General features: G+C 41.8%; 24 protein-coding genes. 13 read left to right on the plus strand and 11 right to left on the minus strand.

Annotation, left to right across the window (positions count from 1 at the left end; genetic code table 11):
- The first annotated feature begins 369 nt into the window (after window positions 1-369).
- Window positions 370-750 (plus strand): helix-turn-helix domain-containing protein, encoded by a 381-nt coding sequence (locus tag BN8908_RS08305; protein WP_068690034.1) that lies wholly within the window; start codon window positions 370-372, stop codon window positions 748-750.
- Window positions 751-801: 51 nt separating this feature from the next.
- Here BN8908_RS08305 and BN8908_RS08310 read toward each other — a convergent pair whose 3' ends face one another.
- Together BN8908_RS08310 and BN8908_RS08315 are read right to left on the minus strand one after the other, a co-directional pair.
- Window positions 802-1,332 (minus strand): hypothetical protein, encoded by a 531-nt coding sequence (locus BN8908_RS08310; protein WP_068690036.1) that lies wholly within the window; start codon window positions 1,330-1,332, stop codon window positions 802-804.
- A 132-nt stretch (window positions 1,333-1,464) separates the two neighbouring features.
- Window positions 1,465-1,857 carry a hypothetical protein gene (locus BN8908_RS08315; RefSeq protein WP_068690038.1) on the minus strand — a complete coding sequence of 131 codons (393 nt, stop codon included), beginning with the start codon at window positions 1,855-1,857 and terminating at the stop codon, window positions 1,465-1,467.
- A 152-nt stretch (window positions 1,858-2,009) separates the two neighbouring features.
- On the opposite strand from BN8908_RS08315, the gene nhaD reads away from it, so the two are divergent.
- Window positions 2,010-3,437, plus strand: coding sequence for a sodium:proton antiporter NhaD (gene nhaD / locus BN8908_RS08320; RefSeq protein ID WP_068690040.1), 1,428 nt, complete (start codon window positions 2,010-2,012; stop codon window positions 3,435-3,437).
- Between the two features lie 37 nt (window positions 3,438-3,474).
- Window positions 3,475-4,662, plus strand: a complete 1,188-nt coding sequence (locus BN8908_RS08325) for a class I SAM-dependent methyltransferase (RefSeq protein WP_068690043.1) — start codon at window positions 3,475-3,477, stop codon at window positions 4,660-4,662.
- Here BN8908_RS08325 and BN8908_RS08330 read toward each other — a convergent pair.
- Both BN8908_RS08330 and BN8908_RS08335 read right to left on the minus strand, forming a co-directional pair.
- Window positions 4,659-5,999: a radical SAM/SPASM domain-containing protein gene (locus BN8908_RS08330; protein WP_021988363.1), complete on the minus strand. Its 1,341-nt coding sequence runs from the start codon at window positions 5,997-5,999 to the stop codon at window positions 4,659-4,661. The two genes, BN8908_RS08325 and BN8908_RS08330, sit on opposite strands and share 4 nt — an antisense overlap.
- A gap of 107 nt (window positions 6,000-6,106) precedes the next feature.
- Entirely contained in the window at window positions 6,107-7,564 is a 1,458-nt protein-coding gene (locus BN8908_RS08335) for a bifunctional metallophosphatase/5'-nucleotidase (protein ID WP_068690045.1), read from the minus strand.
- Between the two features lie 116 nt (window positions 7,565-7,680).
- On the opposite strand from BN8908_RS08335, the gene BN8908_RS08340 reads away from it, so the two are divergent.
- The 8 genes from BN8908_RS08340 (at window position 7,681) to BN8908_RS08375 (ending at window position 16,659) form a co-directional block, all read left to right on the plus strand.
- Window positions 7,681-8,874 carry an MFS transporter gene (locus BN8908_RS08340; RefSeq protein ID WP_068690047.1) on the plus strand — a complete coding sequence of 398 codons (1,194 nt, stop codon included), beginning with the start codon at window positions 7,681-7,683 and terminating at the stop codon, window positions 8,872-8,874.
- Between the two features lie 116 nt (window positions 8,875-8,990).
- Window positions 8,991-10,562 carry a glutamine/gamma-aminobutyrate antiporter GadC gene (gene gadC / locus BN8908_RS08345; RefSeq protein ID WP_021988360.1) on the plus strand — a complete coding sequence of 524 codons (1,572 nt, stop codon included), beginning with the start codon at window positions 8,991-8,993 and terminating at the stop codon, window positions 10,560-10,562.
- An 18-nt stretch (window positions 10,563-10,580) separates the two neighbouring features.
- Complete coding sequence (gene glsA / locus BN8908_RS08350; RefSeq protein ID WP_068690049.1) at window positions 10,581-11,543, plus strand: glutaminase A; 963 nt, start codon at window positions 10,581-10,583, stop codon at window positions 11,541-11,543.
- Window positions 11,544-11,592: 49 nt separating this feature from the next.
- Window positions 11,593-12,267 carry an ion channel gene (locus BN8908_RS08355; protein ID WP_068690051.1) on the plus strand — a complete coding sequence of 225 codons (675 nt, stop codon included), beginning with the start codon at window positions 11,593-11,595 and terminating at the stop codon, window positions 12,265-12,267.
- 329 nt (window positions 12,268-12,596) lie between these two features.
- Complete coding sequence (rhuM, locus tag BN8908_RS08360; RefSeq protein ID WP_227461945.1) at window positions 12,597-12,986, plus strand: RhuM family protein; 390 nt, start codon at window positions 12,597-12,599, stop codon at window positions 12,984-12,986.
- Window positions 12,987-13,262: 276 nt separating this feature from the next.
- Window positions 13,263-15,119 carry a DUF6714 family protein gene (locus BN8908_RS08365; RefSeq protein ID WP_068690053.1) on the plus strand — a complete coding sequence of 619 codons (1,857 nt, stop codon included), beginning with the start codon at window positions 13,263-13,265 and terminating at the stop codon, window positions 15,117-15,119.
- Window positions 15,120-15,185: 66 nt separating this feature from the next.
- Window positions 15,186-15,641 (plus strand): hypothetical protein, encoded by a 456-nt coding sequence (locus tag BN8908_RS08370; protein ID WP_068690055.1) that lies wholly within the window; start codon window positions 15,186-15,188, stop codon window positions 15,639-15,641.
- A 145-nt stretch (window positions 15,642-15,786) separates the two neighbouring features.
- A complete protein-coding gene (locus tag BN8908_RS08375) occupies window positions 15,787-16,659 on the plus strand; it encodes a hypothetical protein (protein ID WP_068690057.1) in 873 nt (290 codons plus the stop codon).
- 476 nt (window positions 16,660-17,135) lie between these two features.
- Here BN8908_RS08375 and BN8908_RS08385 read toward each other — a convergent pair whose 3' ends face one another.
- The 5 genes from BN8908_RS08385 to BN8908_RS08405 all read right to left on the minus strand — a co-directional run bounded on the left by BN8908_RS08385 (window position 17,136) and on the right by BN8908_RS08405 (window position 20,286).
- Entirely contained in the window at window positions 17,136-17,648 is a 513-nt protein-coding gene (locus BN8908_RS08385; protein ID WP_068690061.1) for a DUF2867 domain-containing protein, read from the minus strand.
- A gap of 68 nt (window positions 17,649-17,716) precedes the next feature.
- On the minus strand, window positions 17,717-18,091 hold the full coding sequence (locus tag BN8908_RS08390; protein WP_068692175.1) for a DUF6463 family protein: 375 nt from the start codon (window positions 18,089-18,091) through the stop codon (window positions 17,717-17,719).
- Between the two features lie 8 nt (window positions 18,092-18,099).
- Window positions 18,100-18,633 carry a TetR/AcrR family transcriptional regulator gene (locus BN8908_RS08395; RefSeq protein WP_068690063.1) on the minus strand — a complete coding sequence of 178 codons (534 nt, stop codon included), beginning with the start codon at window positions 18,631-18,633 and terminating at the stop codon, window positions 18,100-18,102.
- Window positions 18,634-18,877: 244 nt separating this feature from the next.
- Window positions 18,878-19,891 (minus strand): hypothetical protein, encoded by a 1,014-nt coding sequence (locus tag BN8908_RS08400; RefSeq protein WP_068690065.1) that lies wholly within the window; start codon window positions 19,889-19,891, stop codon window positions 18,878-18,880.
- A gap of 170 nt (window positions 19,892-20,061) precedes the next feature.
- Window positions 20,062-20,286: a hypothetical protein gene (locus BN8908_RS08405; protein WP_068690067.1), complete on the minus strand. Its 225-nt coding sequence runs from the start codon at window positions 20,284-20,286 to the stop codon at window positions 20,062-20,064.
- A 112-nt stretch (window positions 20,287-20,398) separates the two neighbouring features.
- On the opposite strand from BN8908_RS08405, the gene BN8908_RS08410 reads away from it, so the two are divergent.
- Entirely contained in the window at window positions 20,399-21,472 is a 1,074-nt protein-coding gene (locus BN8908_RS08410; RefSeq protein ID WP_068692178.1) for an alpha/beta hydrolase, read from the plus strand.
- A gap of 314 nt (window positions 21,473-21,786) precedes the next feature.
- On the opposite strand, the gene BN8908_RS08415 is transcribed toward BN8908_RS08410, so the two are convergent.
- Window positions 21,787-23,949, minus strand: a complete 2,163-nt coding sequence (locus BN8908_RS08415) for a hypothetical protein (protein ID WP_068690069.1) — start codon at window positions 23,947-23,949, stop codon at window positions 21,787-21,789.
- 247 nt (window positions 23,950-24,196) lie between these two features.
- Window positions 24,197-25,165 (minus strand): hypothetical protein, encoded by a 969-nt coding sequence (locus BN8908_RS08420; RefSeq protein WP_068690071.1) that lies wholly within the window; start codon window positions 25,163-25,165, stop codon window positions 24,197-24,199.
- A 309-nt stretch (window positions 25,166-25,474) separates the two neighbouring features.
- Here BN8908_RS08420 and BN8908_RS08430 point away from each other — a divergent pair, with 309 nt between their 5' ends.
- Window positions 25,475-26,056, plus strand: coding sequence for a DUF3575 domain-containing protein (locus BN8908_RS08430; RefSeq protein ID WP_021988344.1), 582 nt, complete (start codon window positions 25,475-25,477; stop codon window positions 26,054-26,056).
- Window positions 26,057-26,094: the final 38 nt, after the last annotated feature.

Here is a 26,094-nt window from a genome sequence, read left to right on the forward strand (position 1 = left end):
AAAAGGAAAAATTGTAAAATATCAATAGCGAATCAAAACGCCAATAAATCATCCAATTTTGCATTATTTTATTACTATTTGGAATGAAGCGATTCATGTAATTAAAATATACAAATCAATAAAAAACAATCCGAACAGAAGTCTGAAATTCTATTATGATAAATGATTATATCTATTGTAAAATACTAAAAATAAGGTGCTTGGCGGCAAAATTCAATAGTAATTTTTATTCTTATTGATAATATAAGAGTTTATAATTATATTTGTATATATACGGAGCACAAAAGTAGTACAATTTTTGTTTACATGCAAATAAATATTGAACTATTTTACAGCAAAAATGCATTACTTGAATTAATCTGAATAATTATGGGATTTTCGGAACGTTTAGAAGAGATTATTGAAGAACGCGGCATATCCAAATACAAAATTGCCAAAGCCATTGACATTTCTGCCAGTACTATCGGGAATTATATAAAAGGCAAAACCAGACCCGATCCGACGAAGTTGTCCGTACTGAGTAAATTATTAGGAGTATCCAAAAGTTGGTTGCAAACAGGAGAAGGTCCCAAATATTTATTGGAAGAACCGGAAGTCGCTTATCAGCAAACGCCAGTCGGTTTAAATGAAAAACTGGTCATCGAAAGGTTATTGAATCTACTCGACAAACAACATGAATGCATAAGGGAAAAAGATATGCAAATCACACAATTGATCCGTAAAATACCGGATGTTCCCTCACAAAACTAAACGAATGTGTAAATGCCAGAAAAACGCTATCGGTCTTTCTGGCATTTATTTTTAACGCCCGAACTGAAGATTATTCAAAAAGCTTTCGGCATCGCTATCATAATAACAAACAACAGGAGAAACAGCTTCATACGTATAAGGTACATATTCTGAAATTTGTACAGCTGCAAACTTCCGGTCGGAAGCAACCATCGCTTCCAGTTTTATACCCGTATTTACCTGCCGTTTCATATGTTTCAGATCCTCAAATCTTCTTTCCTCAATGCAATATTGTAAAGGTTGACTTTCTTTATTATCGAAATAGACCGTCGTTTTCTGTAAACGGCTACCGGTGGGCTTAAACAAATAATATTCACGCCCCATACAAAATTTGACAATACTTCCGATAATCAGGCAAACAGAAGCGGTAAAAAGAAAAGTAGAAACAGAGGAATTAGGGTCTTCTATCGAGAAACCGGCCCAGGCACACACTCCTCCGATCACAAAAGTTCCCAAAGCGATTACCGAAAATTTGTTTTGTTTGATAACTTTACGTTCGGTTACATTTTCAATATCTTCAACAATTGTTTTATATTTAGACATGACTTTATAAATTTACTTACCGGATATCGTACTCCTCCCTTTCGTTCAGTAACGACCGGGGCACAGGAATTATTTCCGGTAATACGGTTAAAAATAAGGTTGATTACAAAAATTGATAAGGATATCTACTTTTTAAATCCGAAGTTTACAAAGGGTATAAAGATAATACCCCTCCATTTTTTGCCGTGCATAGTAATCACGGAAATGAGCCTGAAAAACCTGCAAAGCCTCAAAACTGAACAACGGAGAGTTCTTCAAAAAAGCAAGCGCTTCTTTTCCCGTCAGTGTCCGGAAAGAAGAAGTACGCTTAAAAGACTGAGACCCGCCGGCCGGATTATTTTGTTGCAAAGAAAGATCGGCCACACTGTTGGTCGTAAGAATTGCCAGTAAATGCTCTACATTCTCATGATCTTCTTTGATTTCTGCAAAAACGGTATTTTCTTCTGTAATATGCTTTTCCCTCAGAGTGTCATATAGTAACACCGTTGCAAATAAGAGTAATATGTAAAATATTTTACATCGCATAAATACAGAATTTTCACCCCAAATATACAAATGTTTTACGTAATCCGGATTCGGAAAATAAAAAAAGTAATGGATATTTCAATTCTGACAGTTAAAACTGTAACGCGATCTGTTTTACAACCGTATGTATAAAGTTTAAAAATCAGAACGTTATGACAACGATAATACTTCTCATTTTTATTCTGGGTTATCTGCTTATTGCTATGGAAAGTAAAATTCACATCAACAAAGCAGCAATTGCCCTGATAATGGCTCCGTTATTATGGACATTATATACACTTGCTTCTCCGGAAACCATTATACAAGCCAATACGGCAGCCTTCCACGAATTTCTTTCAACACATCCCGATTATATTTCTTTAACCAAGGCCGAACAGGTTGTCAAGTTCATCGTAAATTCACAAATTGTCAATCAACTGGGCAATGTAGCTGAAATCTTATTTTACCTGCTGGGTGCCCTGACAATTGTCGAATTAATCGACATACATAAAGGTTTTCAAGGAATCACCGACCGTATTACAACAAACAATAAGAAAAAATTACTATGGTTAACCGGAGGAATTACGTTTTTTATGTCTTCTGTTTTAGACAATATGACTTCAGCCATCGTTATGATGACTCTTTTACAAAAAATTCTGAATACACTGCAAGACAGATGGACCTTCGGTGGCATAATTATTATCGCAGCCAATGCCGGCGGAGCCTGGACCCCGATCGGCGATGTAACGACCATCATGTTATGGATAGGTGATAACATCACCTCCGGACACATTATGCAAACTCTTTTTTTTCCGGCCCTCATTTCATTAATCATCCCGCTATGGCTCGTCTCTTTGAAACTGAAAGGAAACATTGCACATTCCGATACCCCACCTCTTTCATCCTCCGTTTCCGCCTCTCCCACTCCTAAAGAACGCAATTATATTTTAATACTCGGTATTCTCAGCTTATTGGCCGTCCCTGTATTTAAGTCACTCACTCAACTGCCTCCGTTTGCCGGAATACTGCTTGCATTAGGCATGCTTTGGGTCTATACGGAAATCATGTATAATCACCAAAAAGGACTGCCTACCCAAAATCAATACCGGATGTCTTACGTCCTGTCTAAAATAGACTTTTCATCCATTCTCTTCTTTTTAGGAATACTACTAGCAGTAGCGGCTTTGGATGCGATCGGTATTTTAAACAAACTGGCCGTATTTTCAGACAAACAAATACACAATGTATACCTTGTCAGTATTATTTTCGGTCTTCTTTCTTCGGTTATCGACAACGTTCCTTTAGTGGCAGCCTGTATGGCTATGTATCCGGTTATCAGTCCGCAATCAGCAGCGCAAATGCCGGAACCCGGCTATATGCTTAATTTTGTAAAAGACGGCACATTCTGGGAATTGATAGCTTATTGTACCGGTACCGGTGGCAGCCTTCTGATCATCGGATCAGCAGCCGGAGTCGTCGTTATGGGACTGGAAAAGATCAGCTTTATATGGTATCTGAAACACATATCCTGGTTAGCCCTCGTCGGATTTTTCAGTGGAATCGGAATCTACATATTGCAAAAAACAATATTCGGAATCTAGAATCTTTTATACCTTTGCAAAAAGCAATCAAGTATACATGGCGATTCTGACTCCAGAAATAAAAGATTTTATCCGGCAACATTTCACTGACGATACGGACAAATTATTGTTGAATGCCAAACGTTACTCACCTGTAGATGTCCCTTTTGCCGTCGATCAAATCAGAGCACGACGACAAATCAAAGAAAAGCTGCCCACCTGGTTTGCCAACCCCGATCTGCTCTTTCCGTCCCGCCTTTCTGCTGAGCAATGCTCGTCGGAAATCACTGCTCATTACAAACAGTCTTTGGTCCGGGGCCCCCGGATATGCGATCTGACGGGAGGTCTGGGTATCGATAGCTGGCAATTGTCACAACAAGCCGAAGAATTGATATATATCGAACGCTTCGCGGAATATTGCCGGGCAGCAGAACATAATTTCAAGACACTCGGCGCTACCAATATACGGATCTTAGAGGCCGATGTACGGGAAATCGTTTCCACGCTTACCGCCGATACATTTTATATTGACCCGGCAAGACGCACTGAATGCAACAGGCGGGTATTTGCCTTATCCGACTGCGAACCGGATGTATTACAATTCAAGAATATCCTTCTTCCAAAAGCCGGGCGACTCATCCTCAAAACATCGCCTATGGCCGATATTTCGGAAACTCTGAGACAACTTCCGGAAACGACCGAAGTACATATCATCGCCGTCAGAAACGAATGCAAGGAAGTTATCTTTGTACTGGAAAACACCGTAACTTTCTCGCCACGAATCCGTGTCGTCACGATAAACTATACATCGGACGGACAACAACAAGTATTTTCTTTCCCGTGGCAAAAAGAAAAAACAAGTCCATTTCAAGCGGCAGAAAAAATAGGCGATTACCTTTACGAACCGAATGCCGCTATTCTGAAAAGCGGGGCTTTCAAGCTAATCGCCACCGAATACAACATTTCAAAATTGCATTTGAACAGTCATTTATACACCTCCGGGCAAAAGATCGGGAATTTTCCGGGACGTATTTTTAAAGTAGCGAATGTACATGAATTCTCAGGCAAGAAACTGAAACAATTGGGAAAAAGCATCGGACAGGCAAATATTACGACCCGGAATTTTCCTCTGACGGTAGAAGCTATCCGAAAAAGTTCGGGCATCATCGAAGGGGGAGAAGTTTATCTATTCGCAACCACCCTCGGTAATGCCCGGAAAATCATCATCGAATGCCGGAAAATTTAGGATTGCCGATACCAGATTTTATCGGCGACAGCTCCCCATTTCTTTGAAGTATCACGGCATTTATCGGTCAAAACGTCTACGTCTTCAGGTTTCAGCATGTCTGTAGAACGGGCACCGGAGACATGTACCACTTCTTTTAAGCTGTCCGGATTGTCCAGCAAAGGACAAGGCCGCAAATGGTTTTTATTGAAAGGTTGTCTTTCCTGATAAGCTTTGAATAAAGGCGAACGCAAAGCTTCCAGCAACGACATATGCTTAATATTTACATTGGAATAATGGATAAATGCACAAGGTTCCACATCCCCGTTCGCATTAATATGGAAATAATAACGGCCTCCGGCAATGCACCCCTTCACATACTCTCCGTCATTCCAGAAATCCATGGCGAAAATAGGCTTCGTCCGGCGGAATTCCCGTACCTGGTTATACATAAATTTACGCTGTTCGGCCGTTACCATCAACTCCGGTATAGCATCCCCTCCAACCGGCATATAAGTAAAATACCATACGAATGCCGCCCCCTTCTCAATCATAAAATCAATATATTCCGAAGACCCCACAACATCCACATTTTTCCGGTGATAGCAGGTCGACATACCAAATATGAGCCGTTTCTTTTTTAATAAATCCATGGCCCGCAACACCGACTGATAAGTTCCCTTCCCCCTTCTCATATCCGTTTCTTCCTCGTAACCTTCTACACTGATAGCAGGAGCAAAATTACCGACTCTCAACATTTCATCGGCAAAAGCTTCGTCTATCAACGTCCCGTTTGTAAAAGCCAGAAAATAACAATCCGGATGTTTCTCACAAAGGCGTATAATATCGTTTTTTCTTACCAAAGGCTCTCCTCCCGAAAAAATAAACATATAAACCCCCAAGGCTTTCGCTTCCGTAATCACCCGGTCCAGGGTTTCAAAATCCATCGACATCCGGTGACCGTATTCTGCAGCCCAGCAACCTGTACATTTCAAATTACAGGCAGAAGTCGGGTCCATCAATATTGTCCAGGGTACATTGACACCGTATTTTTTACTGGTAATTTTTATAGCACTGTTTCCAATAATCGCAGCATTACATATCAGGGCTTCAAAAAGTTTTCTCCGTACATAAGGATCCCAGTCATTATAAGCTTTCATAACCAGGCGGGTCCAATTATTTTGCGGATCTTTCAAATATCCTTCCAAAGCTTCCCAGGAAGACCCATATGTTCCGTCAGAATCCAATTTCCTCATCCATTTCAAAGCTTTAGGTGCATTTTGTTCCGGATTTCTCTCCACATAATTCAGTATCTTCTTCATCGCAAAAGCTTGCATCTGTGTCTTAAAGGTCTTCATCGGCTATAAAATTATTATCGGTTATGTATTTATAAGATTTTCAATTTTTCCTATAAACGCATAACCGATAAATAAGTTTCACCGGTATTTTAAACCGGTTCGCCGGATTATTGCTTTGTTATAAATGTACGCCGTTGATCATAGCTGACATCCCCCTTTGCTTTTACATATTTCACCATGGCATCCACCAGCAATATACCTGTATTCTTTCCCCTGCCTTTTCCCACAAAATCATACGTACTATTCACATAATTACTCAATCCGATTCTATATTTCCGGGTCGTATCCGTTACTTTTTTCCCTGCGGCATCCACCAACACAACATCCACTCCTTGCCCGTCCTTATTCTTTACAATTGTATATCTTCCCTGAGAAACAAACAAATCAATCCGCCGGCGGTCCGGATCTTTTATTCCGTTAAAACGATTCAATATCAGCTCTTTTATCTCCGGTAATGTCAATTCCTGAACAACGATATGATTGGCAAAAGGCTCTATTCTGTATATCGTTTCCAGAGTAATATCTCCGGCAGGTATCGAATTATAACGTACTCCGCCGCTATTATAAAATGCGAAATCACATTTAGCAGCCGTACACATGGCATCCGTTACCATACAGGCCACGTTTTCTTTGTATTTCATTCCCTTTGATGTCGTTCCCAATTTCTCGTGAAATTCCGGACAATTCATATAATTTTCCACCATAGCGGCAATCTCGGGATCTTCGGCAAAAGAATCCAGTTTGACTGCTTTATAAGTCTTGCCCACCAATTTCTTCCCATGAAAATCAAGATATGTCAGGCCGGCATATTTAAGATTGGAACCCGTTTGACTGACCAACACATGATTGATCAAACGGGTATTCTCGATCAATGTATGGGAATGTCCGCCGATAATCACATCAAATTCAGGCATAAGCACCGCCAATATAGAGTCAGCCGTATAACCGATATGTGTCAGCCCGATCAACACATCACACTGATTTTTCAACGCTTTATTCTCTGCTGCAACTTCTTTATAATAACGAAAAGTAATATTTTCCAAATTATCCGGATTGGTAGCCGGAATATGAGATTTTGCATTCGTCTCGATCAGGCCGAGAAAACAAAATTTTATTCCGGCCTCATCGATCATCTCATAAGGTTCAGGTTGGCCCAATTCGCTATGTGCAGCCTGCACATTAGCACAAACAAGCGGAAATTGCGACTCCGCCATTCTCTGCTTCAACACAGCAGGTCCGTAATCAAAATCATGATTTCCGAAATTTCCCACCTGAAAACCGACTTTATTCATCAAGTCAAACATTGGTTTCCCCTTTTCTTTAGCATTATCTACATACACATTACCGGAAAAACGGTCTCCCCCATCCACCAGTAACACATGAGGATTCTCCGCACGTATCTGCTTTACAAAAGTGGCAAATTTCGGGAAATTTGAAATCTGAGCATGGATGTCATTCGTGGAAATAATGACGACACGTGTCGTAACTCCTTTCTCTGTACGACAAGAAGAAAATATTACTGCAAAAAGCAATAAAATCAACGAATAATTTTTTCTGAACCGCATAATATCTGATTTCTGTTTTGACGCCCGAAAATAATAATAAAAATCAACTTTTCTCTTTTTTTCAGCGTATATACCACAATTAAATAAAAAACAAATCATCCTTAAACCATCATATTATGAAAATAAAAACAGGACGGGGAACCATCGGACTGACCCTTTTACTGGCCATTTATTCCATTTCCATGGTTACTTCACTTCCGGGTTTGGCTATTTCTCCCATCTTAGGAAAAATGGAAACGGTATTCAAACACGCCAGCAAATTGGATTTACAAATGCTGGAATCCCTCCCCTCCCTTATCATTGTACCTTTTATACTCATAGCAGGCCGCCTGTCCCTGATTGTCAACAAAAAGAAATTACTGATCGCAGGATTAGCCATATTTTTCGCATGTAGTATCATATACCCGTTTGCCAAAACCCTGACCTTGCTCTTAATCATAAGCGCCTTATTAGGTATCGGAGCCGGCATGGTCGTTCCGTTTTCCACCGGATTGATTGCAGATTATTTCACCGGTTCGCACCGCACCCGCCAGCTCGGTATTGCCTCCGCAATCAATAACCTCACTTTGGTACTCGCTACATTATTGTCCGGCTTTCTGGCCGGTATAGATTGGCATTACTCATTCTTAGTATATTGCTTTGCAGGTATTTCTTTATTTTTTGCCTTCTACTTAGACGATAAACCTCCCTACCTGACAGATTCCCAAAGCAAAACGGCCCAGTCACATACAGCAGGTTCGTCAGCAGGCTTCAAATGGCCTTTCAATCTGATGTTTTTCTATTACTTTATCACCTTTGTGGTATTGACCATTCCTTTTAACCTCTCGCTATATATGCAGAATCTACACATCGGGAATCCGGGAACGTCCGGTACCCTCATTTCCGTTTTTTTCCTGGCCATCACCTTACCGGGATTCGATATTACCCGGGTGATCTCCTGGTTTAAAGGCTACACAAATTTTATCTCTTTAGCAGCCATAGCTGCCGGACTTATTTTATTCGTTTTTAAAAGTAATATTTTCCTCCTTATCATCGGTGTGGTATTAACCGGTCTGGGTTATGGAACCATGCAACCCATCATTTATGATAAAACAGCCAGGCAAGCAGCAAATAAAGATGCAACCTATGCGCTCTCACTGGTTATGGTCATGAATTATATAGCCATCATCACCTATCCTTTTATCCTAAGCTGGATAACTACAGATACAGCCTATTTCCCCTTCGTTTTCAGTTTGATTCTGGCATCCGTTTTCACCGTATATGCCTATTTCCGCAAAAACACCCCGGTTGTCGGTATGCCGAACGGATAATGTTAAATATTGCATGCCTATGAACATTCATTTCTTTACACACGTATCTATCCCAATAATCCAAAAATCAAAACACGATTATATTTAAATATCAACAAACTAAAGTAATTCAAACTATGGCAACAAATTCCAAAAAAATCGGGAATGCAGCAAAAATCGGCGTAGTAACACTCGCCATTATGAATGTTGCAGCGGTAGTAAGCCTCCGCGGACTCCCGGCTGAAGCGGAGTACGGTCTTAGCTCCGCCTTTTACTATTTGTTCGCAGCAATTGTATTTTTGATCCCGACCTCAATGGTCGCCGCAGAACTTGCTGCAATGTTCTCCAATAAAGAAGGTGGTGTATTCCGCTGGGTAGGAGAAGCTTACGGAAAACGTTACGGTTTTCTGGCTATTTTTCTGCAATGGATCGAAAGTACAATCTGGTATCCGACGGTATTGACTTTCGGTGCTGTTTCCATTGCATACATCGGTATGAATGACGTACACGATGCAGCTCTCGCTTCGAATAAAATATTCACTCTGATTACGGTGCTGGTCATCTATTGGGTCGCTACCTTTATTTCTCTGAAAGGATTGGGTTGGGTTAGCAAAATTTCCAAAATCGGAGCGATGGTCGGAACGATCATACCTGCCGGGTTATTAATTCTTTTCGGCATTATCTACCTGGCAACCGGAGGGCACAACAACATGGACATGAGTCAGGGCTTCTTCCCGGATTTATCCAATTTCAACAACCTGGTATTGGCATCCAGTATTTTCCTGTTTTATGCCGGTATGGAAATGATGGGTATCCACGTAATGGATGTACAGCCTCCTGCCAGTAAAAACTACCCGAAAGCTATTTTTATGGGGGCTATCATGATTGTTATCATTTTCGTCCTGGGTACTTTTGCACTGGGCCTGATTATCCCTGCTAAAGACATCAGCCTGACACAAAGCTTACTCGTCGGATTCGACAACTATTTGAGCTACCTGCATCTGCATTGGGCCTCTCCGATTATCGCCATCGCTTTGATGTTCGGCGTTCTGGCCGGTGTACTGACCTGGGTTGCCGGTCCGTCAAAAGGTATTTTCGCTGTCGGAAAAGCCGGGTATCTACCTCCATTCTTCCAAAAAACGAATAAAATCGGAGTTCAGAAAAATATTCTGATTATACAAGGCTGTATCGTTACTCTACTATCCTTGCTTTTCGTCGTGATGCCTTCCGTACAATCGTTCTATCAGATGTTATCCCAGTTAACGGTACTGTTATATCTGATCATGTACATGTTGATGTTCACCGCTGCCATTGCCCTACGCTACCGTATGCCTAAAGCCGAACGGCCTTTTGCTATCGGCCGCAAAAGTAACGGCTTGATCTGGATCGTTGCCGGAATCGGCTTCCTGGGTGCTTTATTGGCATTCGTTTTGAGCTTCATTCCGCCTTCTCAGATCAACACCGGAAGCAACACCGTATGGTTTACCGTATTAATTCTCGGATGTGTCATATTTGTAGCTATTCCGTTGCTTATCTACGCTATGCGTAAACCGTCCTGGAAAGACCCGAACGCAGAATTCGCTCCTTTCCATTGGGAAGAAACTCCGGCTGTAGCAACACAAGCCAGCAACAATGCAGTCAATAATACAACAACAACGAACAACAGTGAAGGCAGTAGTAAACCCACTACACCTCCTGCCGGTAAATAACGATTAAAAACGAAATAGATGAAAAAAATAAAAATAGACGATATACGAAGCGTGGTTAAGGAAGCTTATGAGAAAGTAAAAACCATGCAAGGCGGAAAGAATGCCGATTATATCCCTTTCCTGGCCAAAATCGATCCCCAATTATTCGGTATTGCTTTATGCCTCCCGACAGGAGAAGTGATCGAAGCAGGAGACACCAATTATGTTTTCGGCATTGAATCGGTATCTAAAGTATATACTGCCGTACTTGTACTCAGACAATACGGAGCCGATGAGATTCTCAACAAGATCGGAGCCGATGCCACCGGTCTGCCCTTCAACTCGATCATGGCCATATTATTGGAAAAAGATCACCCCAGTACACCTTTGGTTAATGCCGGCGCTATCAGTGCCGACAGTATGGTAAAACCACTCGGCGACAGCAACGGCAAATGGGGTGCGATCGCCGACAATATGACAGCACTTAGCGGTAGCACATTAGTTCTGCTGGACGAATTATACAAATCGGAAACAGCTACGAACTTCAACAACCGTTCCATCGCCTGGTTATTGAAAAACTATGGCCGTATTTACGACGATCCGGATATGTCCTTAGACCTGTACACCCGCCAGTGCTCTATGGGTGTTACGGCTAAACAATTAGCCATAGCCGGATGTACTATCGCCAACGGAGGCTTGAACCCTGTTACCAAAGAACAGGTTTTCAAGGAAGAGTTATCTCCGAAAATCACATCGTTAATCGCAACCGTCGGTTTTTACGAACATACCGGAGACTGGCTTTACAATAGCGGTATTCCTGCAAAAAGCGGAGTCGGAGGAGGTGTTCTCGGCGTAATGCCCGGAGCATTCGGTATTGCAGCTTTTGCACCGCCTTTGGATGAATTTGGAAACTCGGTCAAAGCACAGGCCGCCATCAAATACATCACACAGAAACTGGGTCTCAATATTTTCCGTAATAACAATATCGACTTTGAAATGTAAAATCCGGAGGATGTCCTAATGGACATCCTCCTCTCATACACGCCTCGACATGAAAAACAACCGCTCATTGGAACACATATTGAATATACTGGTCATATTAGGCAGTATATTTATTATCATCATTCTATCCATCGAATTACTCTCGACGACTCCTGTTTTGAGCAATCGTTTCATTTTAAATTCCCATTTGGTCGTATGTACAATCTTCTTATTGGATTTTTTCGTACGTTGGTATTACAGCAGTCAGGGCTGGACGTTCGTATGGCGCAACCTCTTCTTTTTATTTGTATCGATTCCCTATCTCAATCTGGTTACAGCCTTCACTCCGGTGATCTCCCACAACTTATGGATTACCCTCCGGCTGATACCTCTTGCCCGGGGTATCTACGGTATTTCTTTAATAGTCAGTTGGATCACCAGAAGTAAAATCACCAATCTATTCATCACCTATCTGGCCATCCTCTTTGTCATTATTTATTTTTCCAGCATCGTATTCTTCTTTATGGAACATCCGGTCAATCCTCCGGTTAAAACATACTGGGATGCTTTTAACTGGGCCATGATGAATGTGACGACTGTCGGATCGAACATCTTCGGTGTCACTAAAATCGGTCAATCTTTAGCCGTATTATTGGCGGCCTCCGGAATGATATTTTTCCCGATCTTCACCGCCTACGTGACCACAAAATTCCAGAATAAAAGAAAAGGCACAGAGAATAATTAATTGGTAGCAAAATAGTGCAAAAATTGAAACAATTTTCAAATTTCCACTACATATTACTCCATAAAAATTCTTTAAAAAAAACGGTGCCTATGTAAAAAGACCATCTATATAAATTGCTTAAATTTATATAGTCTAAATTTGTCAAACCCATGAAATCGGAAGACAATATCATTATTTACCAGACAAAAGACGAAGGAACCTCTATTGAGGTCAAGTTTAAAAACGAAACATTTCGGATAAACCGCCAGCAAATGGCCGGATAATTCGGTCGTGACATAAAAACCATTGGTAAGCATATAAATAACGCACTCAAAGAAGAATTAAGAGGTATCCCGGTTGTCGCAAGTTTTGCGACAACTGCCAATGATAGAAAAACCTGTCAAATGGAGTATTATAATCTCGAAATAGTCACCTCGGTCGGCTATCGCGTTAAATCCGAACATGATACACAATTCCGGATTTGGGCCAATAAAATATTGAAAGAACATCTGCTGGAAGGTTATACAATCAATCAACAAATTCAAATCAAGCAATTAACGGATTTAAAAAACACTATCAAGTTTCTTTCTCATGTTATTGAACAAAAAGAATTAACTCCAAACGAAGCTAATGGATTATTACAAGTCATTACAGATTATACTTACGACCTAAACTCTCTGGATAAACATGTCTATCAGCAACTTCAGATAGAAACAACAACCATACTGACACATATATAAGCACAGGAGAACAGAGCTATTGTGCGATACCCCCCATACACATCGTGTCCTGCAGCACAGGGACACCACTTCCTTTCAACTCCTTACTTTAAACGGATACAACCTGTATCCCATCTGCTTACGGCAATATATTCCGCCAATATAACAGCCAAGAATATGTATTAATAAAAATAAAACAGACATTTCAGAATGTATAATATTTTGTCGCAAGAATATTTAAACTTTATATTATTTTTGCCCGGGAAATGCAAATTTCATTAACTAATAAAACCACCCATGGAACCCAGGAAACAAATGAGCAGAAAGACCTACAAAAGGACAATAGGCCTGCTTTATCTTCTCTGTCTGATTATATTCGATTTTTTATACCTGTTCCTCCCCACTGATCTTCAGGCACAAAGATGGTACGGATCAGCAACTGTCTTCATTCCGTTGGTTCCCTTGTGGGTTACTTCTATCATTACGCTGCTGGTGTGGGCATTACTAAGGCTGACGGTTCCGCTAGAGTCTTTAACCGATGAAGAACGCAACCGACCGTTACTCCGGCGATTGAACTACCTGCAGCTTTTCGCTTGCACAGGAACACTTATCGCGGCAATATGGGCCGTTTCTTCTTTTTTCATGCAACGTCTGGTGACAGACGCCATACAGATTTCCGGTCAGGATCTCATTAATTTCTACCTGTTTCATATTATTACCATCGCATTTGCTTCCGCCTTGCTTTATGCAGGAGCACATACCCGGAAGATCGGGCTCATCCTGCTGTGTTTTTTGTTTTTCATCGTAACCATCTCCCTGAATTGGTTCGGGTTGATTACTGTATTAAACGTTTCCTACAACACAAACAATCCCTGCGAGAACTCCTCTCCCAATGAATACATTGAAAATGATGATCCGGTGGCAGAAACAGACTATATGACGGGCAACGTTCAGGAATGGGAAGAGATGGACGACGAACCGGGATGGATGGATGAAGCCGGAAACAGTCTCGTCCACTATTGTAAGGAATACATACAGAACAAGCCCAAGGCAGGCCTTACTTTCACCGCTAATCTGTTGATGGATTATCACGACCTCCAACAGGAAAAACCCGATGAAAACTATGCCGCCGAAAGTCATCCGTGGTCAGACAAAATGAAATGGATCGATGCCGGGGATTGCTATCCTCTCTACCTGTTGACATCGGCGATCCTCGGCCAGACAGACCTGAACGAAGACGAAGTTTATGAAACCCTGTGTGATCAGGTATTACCGGTTGTCGTACAGGAATTAAATGACAACAATCTTTATTCTGGCTCACAACTGGAAACGCTGATCAATCTGCTGGATTATGCCTACCGGGATCTGCAATCGCCTGAAGATGAAAAACTGGCAGCCCTTTACAACGAAATGGCTTCGGATGATTTTCTTCACCTGGAGACGGCCGATTTGTTTCCTTATTTCACACAGCCGTATGCAGTTCTGCACAGTGATTGCGATGATATGCAGGTGATCTGGGCATACTCCTTCTGGGCACGCCGCTGGAATGACGGATGTATCAGTCTCTGCCGCCGGATACTCGACAAAATACTGGAAACCTGGCCCAACAAGACCTGTACAACAGCAACAATGGCTAAGACAGAACAATATTACCGTGCAAACCGCCGGAACAGCAATTATAGCCGGGAAGAACTCTTACAAGAACTGGAAAATGCCTTTGCCGATGCACCCCGTCCTGAAGTAGAAACCATACTGCTCGATGAGATGGAAATCGGCAAACGGTCAGAGATCGGGGAAATATTCAGGCGCTACACCTGGCAGGAAATCCCCGCCGCTACGCTCTACCAAAATGCAGAGGCGCTATCGTGCTTCACCCCCCAAGGATTCCGGTATTATCTGCCGGCTTTTCTCTCAGAAACGATCCGGAATGACAATCCGGAAAAAAATCTTCTCGCTCCTCTGCTCCGTTCCCTTACTTATATCCGGATGTCTCCGGAATATGGGTGGAATCATTTCGCTGTTTTCTCCTCCGAACAGGGAAAAGCCGTTTACCATTGTCTCGAATGGATGGCCGCAAACCATAACGACGCTTCCGTCCATTCATCGCAATTGCAGCAGGCAACCGAAAGCTGGTGGCTACGGTATGAAGAATAAGGGGAACAGGGAGGAAACGAGTTTCAGGAAAAACAGGATAAAATACAATATGTATAAATCAAAAATATGCTTGGAATAAAATTTATATTATTTATCATCTTATCGATAATCATCTTGATTACCATATACTTCATCTTCGTGCGGGCTGCCGGAAACCTGAAAAGATGGAAAGCAATGGAACCCTCATTTATCAAAGAGGTTGAAAAAAAGATTGGCCAGAAAATTATATATACCTCAGTACAGAATGCAAGCTATTCAACGGATTTCAGAAACGGGAATGAGTTTTGGCTATGGATAGCCTGCACAGCAGATTATACCGTCATGGCTCTGAGAGATGAAATAATAGAGAGCGACAAGGAAGTGAATCTCATCATTGCCCGCAGAAAAGATGTTACTGTCGCACGGTTGGAAAAATACTTCGCCACAATTGAAGTCAGAGGGATAAAACCGGAAACCTTGAAATTCACTATTATCGTCAGAAAAGACTATACAGCATTGACTTCATACATTCGGTCAAAGTAATATCATCACATGGAAACAATGTGATGATAGCATCCTACCCCCGTCCCCAAGTGCTATAGAATAAATGAACGGCATACCCGGCTCATAGCATCCTCCCCCCGTCCCCGGGTGCTACGTATGTTCCGACAAATAAAATAAGTTTATTATGAAAATATTTTTACCTCTTGTTTTTTTCATATCCATTATTTCATACCGGGCTGCAGCAAACGAAATAAAATTATCAGTGATACGGTGTGAATACGAACAAACCAGCAGTAATGATTCTGAAAATCAGACAGCAAGAGACACAATAACCTACGTCGGAGTTTTCAGTTCAATAAAAGATTCGGTATTGATATACACTACTGAAAAGAATAAAATCAAAATAGAGCTGAAAAAGCTCTCAAAGGATAGCTTTTCGTTCTGTTTTTATGAAAATGAAGTTGTATTTGACAGCTTAAAGATAGCTTGCAAAGACAATCTGGTATATATTAATGATGATATTTATCATTTGTATCCTGAAAGCTATATCCGGTTCAGAGACCATCTGAATATATTATCACTGGCTGATATGTTAAGCGATTGTCTCGGGGATTATCCGGACGAAATGATTGCCCTGTTAAATTTAAATTGGGGTATTCATTTTGAGAAATATCGCATCGGCACGACTCTGAACCGGATACAAAGTCCTCATTCGGACCTGAAATACGAATACAAAACAACCTATTATTATGACGATAAAATGAATGTATATGAAGTCATACAAAAAGACAGATACCTGAAAAAGCGGATGAATAAAATTTCTGATCCGACTTTATCGTATCACATTGAATATAACTACGGTGATCGGGAAAGCGGGGAATATACCTACAGCCGGAATACATCCGGAATTGAAAATATAAAAGGGACATCGACACAAATTCCCTCTGCACGTGAATTTGAGTATAAAAAATCATATTCACAGCCCATGATATACCCCGTGGCAAATGCCAGGGTAAGTGAGAAAATCACAGCTATTTACCATAAAGAATTCAAATAAACCGGGGTTGGGAATGAGAATCCATATCGTACCAAACAAGCGGAGCTCAGGATTGCTGATCACTTCACCGAAAAGATGAACCCACCGAACACAGGGGGACGGGGTAAATAACTCAAAACCCCCGTCCCCGTGAGTTATTTCATTACATGGAAACAATGTGATGATAGCATCCTACTCCCGTCCCCAAGTGCTATAGAATAAATGAACGGCATACCCGGCTCATAGCATCCTACCCCCGTCCCCGGGTGCTATATACCATCGCTTATATTTTTGATCTGTTCAAGAAATTCGCCATAGGCTACTTGCATTTCTTCGTTAGTTACTTCTTGTGAGGTTTCAAACAATAGTTCGAATATCCTCGTCTGTAATAAATCATTCATAAGCATAAATATAAAATGTGAATATTGATGGTTAGAAATAAGTCCTATTTTATGCTGAATGATGTAATAAGGCATTAAGCCTAATCATTTTATTTTTTATCTAATCTTTTTCACTAAATATTTCAACATAACTCTAACTAAAATATTGTGAAATGGATATATGACAAAAAAGTAGCAACGCCCTAATAGATTATGAAAGTTTACTAAAGTCGTGGCTATAACTGATTTTTTATTTTCTTCTCCTTTTCGGACAATGATTGAAAGATAGAATGTTAAATGCTTATCTACATTACATGTAACTGTCTCATCGTTCGACTTTGAAATAGCTGGTATATATTTATATGAGATACCATTTATAAGGCACTCTCTAAGATTATCGGCATAATCATTTATATCGGATTTTATTCCGAAAGGTTTGACAAGTATTGTTCTCAAATGTAGAAGCCAATCTATCCATATTGGTTTAGTAGTCCAAAAAGCAATTTGTACATCATCCGGTCTTATATCTTTTGAAGAAATGAAATTACATTCAAAAGAATCTGAATAGTCGGAAGGAAGATAGTTATATACTAAGCTGTTTTGAGAAATTGAAATCTTTTTTGTTTTCATCTTTTTTGTTTTTTTTACATACCATACTAAATGGTATTATTTATTGAAAAATAATTTATTATGTCTATTTACGCCAATTTATTATGTTTCCTTTTTGCAAATATGATTATTAATGCTTGTGGAATAAAAAGCCAGAAGCCCGATATGGGTACAATAAAACATCCTAAAATAGAGAAAATTAATAACGCGTACCCTAAGAATAATGGTGCTGGCAATTGCTCTTTATTTATATAATAGTGTAAAGATTGCCCAAACATAATAAGAATCACTCCAATTATAAAAAACCAAAAAGAAAGAGCTTTTTGAGTATTATTACTTATTGAATTTATCAATCCATTAAAGAATAATTCTTTATATATGTCCCATTCTTGTGTTATCGCAACAATAATATGGATTATACCTGTTGTAGACAAAAGCATTCCACTGTATTTCCAAAGTTTTATATATTCTATCATTTTACTATTCCTTTAGAAAAGAGTTCGTATAATTCTAATTGTTTTTTCTCTGGCATATCAGGATATAGTTGTTGGATACCTATCAGACATCCATATTCTAATATAGCTAACTGCCTTGCTATATTTGCTTGTTCTCCACATAGAATTTTTAAATTTGCTGTATATTCAATCCGCATCTCATCAACTTCTGTAACATACTTTCTTACGACCTCATTGGAAAAACTCCATCCTCGTATAACTTGTTCGGTTTTATGGGAACGTTGAAGTACTAATTTGTTGAGCTTTTCTATTTTTTCATATGGTGCTTTTACTTTGTCAACTTGTAGTATCAATGACTTTGTATTTTTATCTACCCAATATTTCATTAATGCGTCAATATAACCATCGGCATTTTTGAAATGGTGGTAGAATGAGCCTTTTGTTACTTTCAGAGCATCGCAAAGATTGTCTATAGTAATCTTTAAGAACCCATCATTTTTAAGAATTTCTAAACCCGTTGTAAACCAGTCTTCTCGCTCTATTTTTTTCATATCTTTCAATTTTATAAAACCATACCGTATAGTATTGTTTGCAAATATAGAAATAATTTCAAATAAAACACTAACTTTGCGAAAAAGAGTTATTTGAAACAATGGAAAAACACAGCAGACTAAAGAAGTTCGCTCGTTTCTACACCGTTACCCATTGTTATATTCTTCTTCTTCAAAAATCTATTATTCAATAGATTACAATCACATTTCTTGTTTCAAACACAGGGGGGACGGGGTAAATGTGTTATTTTGCCTTTACCCTAGCGATGATATCCTCAAAGCCTTGTATATCGGGTATATCATCCACATCCGAAACGGTCATATATTCACAAATCAACTTCGCAAAGCGGTATTGGGTGAACGAATCGCAGCGGAACCCGAGGCTGGGTCCATAAGGCAGATTATCTTTCGTCGTCAATGAAAGATAATCTTTGACTATCGTTCCCCAACGCGAGCCACTACTTACGAGACCCGGACAAAACGCGACGACAGCCTGCTGCCAGGGTACAACCTTGCTTTTACCGAGACCCGAAACCGGAGGTATTGTAATCGTTTTTGCCTCCCGGTCGATTATGAATACCTTCTTTCTGTTGTAAACATACAAAAACACGGCTGCCATAAAAAAAACAAGACACAGAAGTACTCCCGCATACGCATCAGATTCCCAAAAATCACCGTCATTCCCCCGCGAAACCCATAACAGGAAGAAAGATGCCCCTAACAGCAGAAGCCATGCCCCACTATTCTTCGAACCATTCGTCAGCACCATTTGCTTTGCATTACATTGTGTAAAAACTTCCTCCTTATTCAGTTCTTCAAATACATCATCCAGGTAACGACGCCTGGCCCAGTCAACAAAATATACAGGTATCCGTATCCCGCATGGTACAGCAGGAGACTCTGCCAGCGATATATAAAAATGACACCTGTTCACAAAGTTTGCAAAAACCCACATTGCCATAAATGCGGAACCGATGAACAGCAGAGAAAACAACCCATTGAGAAAAACAGATTCAGACCACAGACCGACAAACAAAACCACGAAAACAAACATCACCCAAGCCCATATAAAAGTAACGCCAAACCAGATCCCGGCTCTTTTTATGCCGGCTTCCAGCTTTAGATTATTCCCGGTTAACTCCTCTTCCTGACGATTCTGTTCTTTGTATTTTTCACGGTACACAGAACGTTCCCTCCGCCTTCTTGCTGCAATATGTTTCTGTCTGCAACGTTTTTCACTGTTATTCTTCGAATTCATTTTATCCGTATCTGATTTTAGCGCATCCGGAATTTATCCCCCCTTCATCATTCCCACGCCCAATAAGCTGTTTACCACCACCTCCTGCCCTTTCATCGGCCGGCCTCTGCAATCTTCCGGGAATACCGGATCATCCCTTCCCCACAAATATAATCTTTATTCTGAAATAATCACGGGGACGAAGGCGGTCCTGTCAGTGATTTCTGCCGGATCAGAAAATCCCGGTTGGAAATCGGGGAAGGGGAAAAGAAAACCGTTTTACATCCGGCAGCAAATCTGCGTACACCTGAATTTTCCCTTTCACCCGAAGCATGGAAAAAACCGGAACACCCGGTAGTGCCATTCCGGTGGCAGGAAACCGTTACAATACCGATCAGCAAAAGCAGGCAGGACATCGAAAATCTGTAAAAATGGTCATTTAATCCGTAATTTGTTTAATGCAGCCCCAATCAAGCTGAGCTATCTTTGTTCTGCATTATTCATTAAACAACAATAGATATGAACACGATGAAAATACAAACCATCGCCTTCCTGACATGTCTGACTTTTACGAACGTCATGGCATCCGGGATAACAACGGTAAAAAACATTAAATCAACAACCATGGATACATTAGAATTAACACAGGAGTGGGACAAAACTTTCCCACAGAGTGACAAAGTGGAACACTCGAAAATAACGTTTCACAACCGCTACGGCATCACGCTTGCCGCAGACCTGTATAAACCGAAAAACGCAGCGCAAGGACCGCTGGCAGCCATTGCCGTCAGTGGTCCCTACGGGGCTGTGAAAGAGCAGGTATCGGGCCGTTATGCCCAGACCCTTGCCGAACGCGGCTTCCTGACCATCGCCTTCGATCCTTCGTTCTACGGAGAGAGCGGCGGTATGCCCCGGTCCCTGACCTCGCCCGAAATCAGTACGGAAGATTTCAGTGCAGCTGTCGACTACCTGACGACCCGTGATGACGTTGATCCGGAGCGTATCGGTATCCTCGGTATTTGCGGCTGGGGAGGATTCGCCCTCAACGCTGCTGCTAACGACCCGCGCATCAAGGCTACGGTAACCTCCACCATGTACGACATGAGCCGCGTGAATGCCAATGGGTATTTCGATGCCATGTCGGTGGACGACCGCTACAAACTGCGTAAACAGCTCAATGCCCAGCGCACCGAAGATTACCGCAACAGCAGTTATGAGCTCAACGGTGGTGTAGTCGATCCCATTCCCGAAGATGCCCCCCTCTTTGTCCGCCAGTATCACGACTATTACAAGACAGCAAGGGGTTATCACCGTCGTTCGCCCAACTCCAACAAAGGAATCAGCAAGACCAGTTCCCTGGCATTCATCAATATGCCGATCCTTTCCTACATCGGTGAAATACGCAGTGCCGTCCTGATGATACACGGCGCCGAAGCCCACTCGCGTTATTTCAGCGAAGATGCCTACAAGCGGCTGACGGGCGACAATAAGGAACTGCTGATTATTCCCGGAGCCAATCACGTCGACCTATACGATAACCTGAACGTGATTCCCTTCGACAAGCTGGACAAATTCTTCAAGGAAGCCCTGAAAGGAAAATAAACACAGAACTTCCGAATAAAATAAATTAAGCCCCGCAGCAAAAACGTTGCGGGGCTTTTCTTTTACCTTTACGCCAGAACAATTTCATCAGAAACATCGGGATGTAAAACCTCCCCATACTTGAATACACCTAAGAAAATGATTATGAAATGGAGGTTGCACATGACCAGTAAAAAAAATAAATGCCAATCCTATGAAAATGAAGCTGTTTTCCGGACCGGATACCTAACGGAGAAGACCCATACAACATATCACAATCCACCCCGGAAACTACGATCGGTTTTCGGGGTGGATTTTCGTCCTGTACGGAGGGATTATTCATCGAGTACAACACCTACTGCCCAGGCCATCACATTGGCAATGAGCTTAGAAGCATTGTTGGTAATCTCTCCGGTTGTATTCGGAATGCGGTTATCGGAATTACCCAGGTTTCCCGTGCTTGTATTCCCCAGATCCACATCGCCCCAGTAAATAATCCGGCGATCGAAATCAACCCCTAAAACAATACCGTTTTCAATACCGGTACCGGGTCCCATGAGAATAGGAAAAATTCCGACCGCACTCCCAGCCCCGATCTCACCATGATAAGTATCATAATTTCTCAGGCTGAAATCCAAAGGAAGTACTCCGTATTTTTGAGTGAACGGTCCGGCATCCGTAAAATAATTTCCGGACGATTTCCCGGTGAGTGTAAACGGATTGCCCGTTTTCCGCAACCAAATCAGATTGTCCGTTGTACCTAGAATCTCCGTCATCAGAGGAACACTGACATCGTAAGCATCATAAGATACGATCAGCACCCGGTTGCGACTGGCCTTCAGCCAATTGTGTACTTTCGCGGCATCCTGGCTGCCAAATGAACTGTTTGCCATATAATTGACATAAATAATATCTGCCGTAGCAAACAGGTCATCCGTTAAATTATCTTTGGAAGCATTGGCGAGCAACAGATTAAAACCGCCGCACTCCACTACGCCTGAAGGTCCGAAATTATTTTTGTTGGTGAGAATCCCCCGCAAGCCATCGCTCCGGCTTTCTCCCCCGTTCAAAGGCGGCAGGATATTCTGCCCCAGCGCACCCAATCCGGCATTGAAAGTCATCATATTTATCATCCGGCCGGCAATCACGCCATTCCGTTGGCGGATGGTGATCAGCACCTGCCAGCGGTTGGCTGTCACCACAAAATATTCCACCTTATCGGCAACAGCCTCCGAATTATCCTGTAAAGCCGTCACGACAATCTGTTTTCCATCAGCGCTTTTCTCCACTTTGAAGGAGGCATTGGTTAACAAAGTAGCCGGATTTCCGCTTGTATTCCCTTGCGAATCGGACCATTGTAGAGTGTAATCGGCAATATCCGTATTCACAAACAAAGGCTTCACCGAATTGACCTTACTGTTCAGGATCACTTCCCGGGCAGATACACCGAAGTGATGCTCCCCGTCAAAATACATATCCTGGGTATTGTCGTCCCAGGCTTTGATCTCCACTTCAATATGGCTCGAAACATTGACTGCCGCATCTTCCGGATCGCGCCAACCGGAACCGGAAACACTCCGGATATTAAAAATGTACTTGTGATTCCGGAGAATTTGTCCGAATACCCCGTTTTCATCCCTGGGATCGAAATCCATCCGGTAATAAGTAGGAGTTTCATCCTCCTCATAATAGCCGCCCACGACAATACAGGTCGCCTCTGTCCGGCGGTCTGCCTCAGGGACAACGACCGATTCAGGCAGATAAAGCTGTCCCACCGATTCATACCCGTCGACAACCACAGGCACAGTATTGACAGTCCCGGTACTCGTAGCAGGCACTACCGGAGCCGTCATCGTCAGCCCCGTCCCTTCGTGCATCACCTGAATCAGGGAGTTTGCCCTGAACACCTGTACACTGGCCAACCGGAAATTATTCACTGTCCCGGCTTGTACGTCTACCCGGGCAATTGAACGCAAGGCCTGCAAGCCGGTAATATTGTTCACCTGTCCGCCATCCAGTCCGCCATTGATCTCATATTCGGCAAACATAGGAAATTTTGCATTCAGCCCGGAAGTTCCGAAAGGCTGACGAATCCGTTTCTTTACCGTGATCTCCGAATCTCCCTGTTGAGGTTCATTTGCAATCACAGCAGCCGTGGCATTGGCTACAATAAATAATTTCAAAGGCTGATTGCTGCTGCTTAAACGGGCATCAAACGTCGTCCGCGACCCGTTGCTGTTGATAGCAATCCCGGGAACCCGATACCGGTATTCTCCATTTTCAAACACCAATACCTGAATCTCACTGATTGCAGACTCCCGATCGGTAGTACGAAACTGATTCCCAACCCGGGTATACACGGTTGCTGCGGGAGTAGTAATCGTCAGCCGGATGGGTACATCCCCCTGGCCACTGCCGGTGGCATCGGAAACGAAAGCATCGTCCGAACAGGCAATCCCCATTACCCCCATCATTAACAGTAAAATAAAATGCTTCATTGTCTTTCTCATTTTAATGGTTATTCATTTCAAGACAAAATTGAAGCATTAAAAGAAGATTTTTGTACCCTTCAGCATGTATCCCGGAAAGACATTTTTTCTAATTCGGCATATTCTCCGGTTTTCCGGGATAAATTTTGCAACTTACCTGCCCGCCCCCGTTTTTTTTCCCGTTTTGCGTTACACCGTCAGAAAATTGTGTCGTTTTCCGAAACAAAAATAATATCCTGCCATTCTCAGATAGTATTTACCTCCCCAACCCCCTGACAATTTCGCGCTGCTTACTGAAAAACTGTACCCTTTCAATATCTCCGCTCCGTGAAATCAAAGTCGAAAACTTTTTCAGGGACTGTATCCAGGCTTTCAGCCTCACAAATAAATTATCATCATCAGAAGTCAGGGAATTGATAGCAAACACCCGGATCATACTCAGATGAAAAGAAGAAGTTTCCACATAACTATAAGTGGCCTCAAAATTAATATTCGACAAATAGATTAATACCTCATTGCCATTTTTATAAGCTCCCTGAGCTGCAATATGCTCTAAATCGTCCAGCAAATAAAGTACCTCCTCCTTCAAAAGCCTTACCGTCTCTTCGGAAATCAGGTTCAGGCTGGCAAAATAATTGATGTCATTCACCAAATGGGGAATCATCTCCCGGTCCCACACATGTGAAGTATGGTGAAACAACTGGGCATATGCCACAAACTCCTTCAGTTTATCCAATAATTTTTCGGGCAGCACCAAATCTTCAAACCGTTTGGAAAAATGAGTCTTTTCATGCTGATACATCCATTTAAACATTCTGAACCTTGCCAATGCATCGTATTTCAAATACAAAGTTTGCGGCAATATATTCGACGATGTACACAATTCTGCAGTCGGATCTTCCGTTACGCTGGCAAATACCTTAATATAGCTACTCACCAGATTATAATAAGTATCCGCCGGAAATTCATACTCCACCATATTCAGGTTAATCAGAGCATTTTTATGTGCCTGTGCCCCCACCAGCTTATCCAGTGAAAGCCTCATCTTCTGGGTTATCAAAGCAGCTTCTGCCAGTGTAAACGGCACTTCTCCCCTCAGCCGGCGATAGGTTGCTTCTTTTCCTAAATTTAAGGTTTCCATCAGGATATTAGCCAGATTTATTCCCTCGGGCAGACAATTACGCATAGTCTGGATCAGACTCTCATTCAAATTATATTGATTCATCATTTCATAGTTTGTCTGTTAAACGAACTTAGAGAATGTTCTGTTTCGCAAAATGAAACAATTTTAACCGGATTAAAAAAATGTTGCACGACACGAAAAATCGGCCGGGAATTCCTCCAGTATTAGACACGAAAAAAAGCATTCCGGTTCAGGTTTTGTCACAAAACACAGATATACAGCCTCTATTTTTGTATTCGAACAAAGGCACAAAAATTTTGATGGACGATTCAGGCGAAAAAATAAACATCCCCCAACAATCGGGAAGATCATAAACCGCAAATCTGATATCATAACTAAACTATAAACGAGATGATGAAACTTTACTTTTTAACTGTTTTGGGTATATTACTTGGAATTACAAAAACTCCGGCACAAGGATACGAAAGCTATACCCTACCGACCTGGGCCCTGAAAACAAATGCCTTGTATTGGGGAACAACCACTCCCAACCTTGCCTTAGAAGCCGGACTTCATCCGCAACTGACACTCGACCTACTGGGTACTTACAATCCCTGGCAATTCAGCGGTAACAAAAAACTGAAACACTGGCTGGTACAACCCGAACTCCGTTATTGGACCTGTGAACGTTTTAACGGACATTTCTTCGGTATCCACGGACACTATGCCCAATATAATGTAGGAGGCATCAAAATGCTGGGGCTAAAAGACCACCGCTATCAGGGTAATCTCTGGGGTGCCGGAATATCCTACGGTTACCAATGGATTCTCTCCAATCGTCTGAATCTCGAAGCAACCCTTGGCTTAGGATATGCCCATCTGAAATACGACAAATATGATAAAGAAACGTGTGGCCGTTTCATCAAAGACGGCAGGAAAAACTACTTCGGTCCTACGAAAATCGGCGTATCGCTGGTCTACTTCCTGAAATAACATACGGTCAACCCCTATTCATAAATCTTATAATCCAA

This window comes from Culturomica massiliensis, from assembly GCF_900091655.1.
Taxonomy (GTDB): Bacteria; Bacteroidota; Bacteroidia; order Bacteroidales; family Marinifilaceae; genus Culturomica; species Culturomica massiliensis.

What these genes read in the sequence shown, in the direction of transcription:
- BN8908_RS08305 (WP_068690034.1), top strand. Translation starts at nt 370, where the DNA reads ATGGGATTTTCGGAACGTTTAGAAGAGATTATTGAAGAACGCGGCATA.
- BN8908_RS08310 (WP_068690036.1), bottom strand. Translation starts at nt 1,332, where the DNA reads ATGTCTAAATATAAAACAATTGTTGAAGATATTGAAAATGTAACCGAA.
- BN8908_RS08315 (WP_068690038.1), bottom strand. Translation starts at nt 1,857, where the DNA reads ATGCGATGTAAAATATTTTACATATTACTCTTATTTGCAACGGTGTTA.
- nhaD (WP_068690040.1), top strand. Translation starts at nt 2,010, where the DNA reads ATGACAACGATAATACTTCTCATTTTTATTCTGGGTTATCTGCTTATT.
- BN8908_RS08325 (WP_068690043.1), top strand. Translation starts at nt 3,475, where the DNA reads ATGGCGATTCTGACTCCAGAAATAAAAGATTTTATCCGGCAACATTTC.
- BN8908_RS08330 (WP_021988363.1), bottom strand. Translation starts at nt 5,999, where the DNA reads ATGAAGACCTTTAAGACACAGATGCAAGCTTTTGCGATGAAGAAGATA.
- BN8908_RS08335 (WP_068690045.1), bottom strand. Translation starts at nt 7,564, where the DNA reads ATGCGGTTCAGAAAAAATTATTCGTTGATTTTATTGCTTTTTGCAGTA.
- BN8908_RS08340 (WP_068690047.1), top strand. Translation starts at nt 7,681, where the DNA reads ATGAAAATAAAAACAGGACGGGGAACCATCGGACTGACCCTTTTACTG.
- gadC (WP_021988360.1), top strand. Translation starts at nt 8,991, where the DNA reads ATGGCAACAAATTCCAAAAAAATCGGGAATGCAGCAAAAATCGGCGTA.
- glsA (WP_068690049.1), top strand. Translation starts at nt 10,581, where the DNA reads ATGAAAAAAATAAAAATAGACGATATACGAAGCGTGGTTAAGGAAGCT.
- BN8908_RS08355 (WP_068690051.1), top strand. Translation starts at nt 11,593, where the DNA reads ATGAAAAACAACCGCTCATTGGAACACATATTGAATATACTGGTCATA.
- BN8908_RS08365 (WP_068690053.1), top strand. Translation starts at nt 13,263, where the DNA reads ATGGAACCCAGGAAACAAATGAGCAGAAAGACCTACAAAAGGACAATA.
- BN8908_RS08370 (WP_068690055.1), top strand. Translation starts at nt 15,186, where the DNA reads ATGCTTGGAATAAAATTTATATTATTTATCATCTTATCGATAATCATC.
- BN8908_RS08375 (WP_068690057.1), top strand. Translation starts at nt 15,787, where the DNA reads ATGAAAATATTTTTACCTCTTGTTTTTTTCATATCCATTATTTCATAC.
- BN8908_RS08385 (WP_068690061.1), bottom strand. Translation starts at nt 17,648, where the DNA reads ATGAAAACAAAAAAGATTTCAATTTCTCAAAACAGCTTAGTATATAAC.
- BN8908_RS08395 (WP_068690063.1), bottom strand. Translation starts at nt 18,633, where the DNA reads ATGAAAAAAATAGAGCGAGAAGACTGGTTTACAACGGGTTTAGAAATT.
- BN8908_RS08400 (WP_068690065.1), bottom strand. Translation starts at nt 19,891, where the DNA reads ATGAATTCGAAGAATAACAGTGAAAAACGTTGCAGACAGAAACATATT.
- BN8908_RS08405 (WP_068690067.1), bottom strand. Translation starts at nt 20,286, where the DNA reads ATGTCCTGCCTGCTTTTGCTGATCGGTATTGTAACGGTTTCCTGCCAC.
- BN8908_RS08410 (WP_068692178.1), top strand. Translation starts at nt 20,399, where the DNA reads ATGAAAATACAAACCATCGCCTTCCTGACATGTCTGACTTTTACGAAC.
- BN8908_RS08415 (WP_068690069.1), bottom strand. Translation starts at nt 23,949, where the DNA reads ATGAAGCATTTTATTTTACTGTTAATGATGGGGGTAATGGGGATTGCC.
- BN8908_RS08420 (WP_068690071.1), bottom strand. Translation starts at nt 25,165, where the DNA reads ATGAATCAATATAATTTGAATGAGAGTCTGATCCAGACTATGCGTAAT.
- BN8908_RS08430 (WP_021988344.1), top strand. Translation starts at nt 25,475, where the DNA reads ATGATGAAACTTTACTTTTTAACTGTTTTGGGTATATTACTTGGAATT.